Source organism: Paraburkholderia sp. EB58 (assembly GCF_050436665.1).
In the GTDB taxonomy this organism is placed as follows: Bacteria; Pseudomonadota; Gammaproteobacteria; order Burkholderiales; family Burkholderiaceae; genus Paraburkholderia.
This window is the reverse complement of the sequence record NZ_JBNDMQ010000090.1, coordinates 1-2938: the sequence shown is the minus strand read 5'-3', so window position 1 is coordinate 2938 and position 2938 is coordinate 1. Positions and strand designations below refer to the sequence as shown.

Here is a 2938-nt window from a genome sequence, read left to right as displayed (position 1 = left end):
TCGGGACGGTCAGCGCGAACTGCACACGTGCTCAACGAGCATTTGGGTTGGGCGGAGATCTGTCATCCATTTCATCCGCTTAAGGGCCAACGGTTCCCGGTGCTGAAGACGCGACGCGTCTCGGGTATCGAAACGCTGATTGTGGGTCATGCAAAGCGCGGCAGTTTCAGCATCCCCCGCGAATGGACCGATTGGGGCACGCCGGGTGCCGATCCGCAAGCCCCGGCGTGTTACTTCGATCCCGGCATGCTGCTGGAGCTGATCGCGTTGGTCGAGCAGCTCACCGCGTCATCTTCCACGAATTCGTCGATCAGGGGAGCTTGATCAATGGACATTCATGACCTACTATCAGACCAGTTAATGACGTGGTCTGCCAATGGAAGATATTCCGTCGTCCACCCTACGCAAACGACGCGCCCAGTTGCTGCGGCAAATGCCGGCGCTGGACACGCTGCTGAGGGGCTCGCTCATCGAACGCTACAAGCGCTGTGGCAAACCCGGCTGCAAGTGCGCGGATGGCCCCGGCCATGGCCCCAAGTACTACCTCTCCGTGAGCTTTCCAGGCCGTCGTCCGCAAATGGATTACGTGCCACAGGCCGATCATGCCGACGTGGTGCAACGTCTGGCGAATTTCCACCGGCTCCGCGAGATCATCGAAGAGATCTGCGAGATCAACCGCGAACTGTTACGCCGCCGCGAGGCGCTCTAAGAGGACCCGGTGAGCCAGCCGTCGCCGCTCACCATCTCCATCGATCCGCAATTTGCCGGCGTGCTCATCGCCAATATGCTCGAGGCCTGGCTTGCGGCCGGCTTCGAGTTGGCGCCGATCGAGGAGAACGTCAATGAACACGATCACACAACAGCATCACAGCAGGCCGGCGTACATCTATATCCGTCAAAGCACGCTGGCCCAGGTGCGCCACCATCAGGAGAGCACCGAGCGCCAGTATGCGTTGAAGGACAAGGCGCTGGCACTGGGATGGCCGGAGACGGCGATCCGCACCCTGGACCGGGACCTCGGTCAGTCGGGCGCACAGATGGCGGGACGCGAGGATTTCAAGACGCTCGTAGCGGATGTCTCGATGGGGCAAGTGGGAGCGGTGTTTGCCCTGGAGGTGTCGCGGCTGGCGCGCTCGAATCTGGACTGGCACCGGCTGCTGGAGTTGTGCGCGCTAACCCATACCCTGGTCATCGACGCCGACGGCTGCTACGACCCGGGCGACTTCAACGATGGACTGCTGCTGGGCCTCAAGGGAACGATGGCGCAGGCGGAGCTACATTTCTTGCGCGGGCGCCTCCAGGGCGGCAAACTCAACAAGGCGCAGAAGGGAGAATTGCGGTTTCCTCTTCCAGTCGGCCTGTGCTACGACGATGAAGGACGCATCGCCCCTGATCCCGACGACGAGGTGCGCGGCGCCGTTCAACTGGCGTTTCGGCTGTTCCGCGAAACCGGTAGCGCGTACGCCGTCGTCAAGCGCTTCGCCGAAGATGGCCTGCGCTTTCCCAAGCGCGCCTACGGCCGAGCCTGGGCGGGCCAGCTCATCTGGGGGCGACTCAGCCACGGGCGCGTCCTCGGATTGATCAGGAATCCGTCATATGCGGGAGTCTATGTCTTTGGCCGTTACCAGTACCGCAAGCACGTCACGCCCCAGGGGGATGTGCGCACGCACATGAAGGCGGTGCCAAAGGCGGACTGGCGTGTTCATCTGCCGGAACATCATGAGGGGTACATTACCCTGGATGAGTTTGAGCAGAATCAGGCACGCCTGGCACGCAACCGGACTAACGACGAAGGAACCATGCTGAACGGTGCTGCTCGCGAAGGACTCGCGCTGCTCCAGGGCCTGCTGATGTGCGGCTGCTGCGGCCGGGCAATCACCGTACGCTACCAGGGTCACGGCGGCATCTATCCGGTCTATCTGTGCAGTTGGCGGCGCCGCGAAGGTCTGGCGACCAGGGATTGCATGAGCGTGCGCAGCAACCTGCTCGACGCCGCTATCGGCGAAGCGGTGCTCAAGGCGCTCCGCCCGGCCGAGCTCGAACTCGCCGTAACGGCCCTGAAGGAACTTGAGCAACGTGATCAGTCGATTATGCGCCAGTGGCACATGCGCATCGAACGCGCCGAGTATGAGGTCGCACTCGCTGAACGTCGCTACCAGGAATGCGACCCGGCCAACCGTCTGGTTGCGGGCACCCTCGAACGGCGCTGGAACGACGCGTTGCTTCGCGTCGAATCGATCAGGGCGGAGGCCGCTCAATTCCAGAGTCAGAAGGCCCGCGTTGTCACGGCGGAGCAGAGGGCCCAGATCCTCGCACTGGCCCGCGATCTGCCGCGCCTGTGGCGCGCTCCGACGACCGCGGCGAAGGAGCGCAAGCGAATGCTGCGACTCCTCATCCGGGACATCACGGTAGAGAAGCTGCCCGAGCAACGGCAGCTCGTTCTACATGTACGCTGGCAAGGCGGCGTCAGCACCGACATCACCGTCAATCTGCCCAGGCCGATTTACGAGGCGATACGCTGTCCGGCACCGATCATTGACCAGGTCCGCGAACTGTCGCAGCGCATGTCTGACCCACAAATCGTCGCACATCTCAATCAGGAGGGCCTGCGCAGCCCCCATGGCAAGCCCTTCACGCTCTCCATGATCAAATGGATCCGCTACAAGTACGCGATTCCGCCGACTTGCCTGATGCGCCCTGACGAACTCACGGTGCAGCAACTCGCCAGGCGCTTGCGGGTCAGCATGCACGTCGTCTATTACTGGATCGAGCGCCGTATCGTCGAAGCACGTAAGCTTGATAGTAGGGGGGCGTGGTGGATTACGCTGGACCTCACCAAGGAACACGAACTGCGACACTGGGTGCGTACTTCAGGGCACCTGAAGCCGCAACATTCCAACACTCAACTGTGAGAGGTGCATTATGAAATCACCGTCGG

General features: G+C 62.2%; 3 protein-coding genes. All 3 read left to right on the top strand.

Features of this window, described 5'->3' with window-relative positions; genetic code table 11:
* Positions 1-324 (top strand): Y4bD/Y4pK family protein (locus P3T40_RS44815; protein ID WP_429274075.1); only part of this gene is annotated, 324 nt, incomplete at its 5' end.
* A 52-nt stretch (positions 325-376) separates the two neighbouring features.
* Complete coding sequence (locus P3T40_RS44810; RefSeq protein WP_429274074.1) at positions 377-709, top strand: DUF6788 family protein; 333 nt, start codon at positions 377-379, stop codon at positions 707-709.
* Between the two features lie 133 nt (positions 710-842).
* Positions 843-2912 (top strand): recombinase family protein, encoded by a 2070-nt coding sequence (locus P3T40_RS44805; RefSeq protein WP_429274073.1) that lies wholly within the window; start codon positions 843-845, stop codon positions 2910-2912.
* Positions 2913-2938 lie beyond the last annotated feature (26 nt).

Coding starts and splice junctions, on each gene's coding strand:
- P3T40_RS44810 (WP_429274074.1), top strand. CDS start 377: ATGGAAGATATTCCGTCGTCCACCCTACGCAAACGACGCGCCCAGTTG.
- P3T40_RS44805 (WP_429274073.1), top strand. CDS start 843: ATGAACACGATCACACAACAGCATCACAGCAGGCCGGCGTACATCTAT.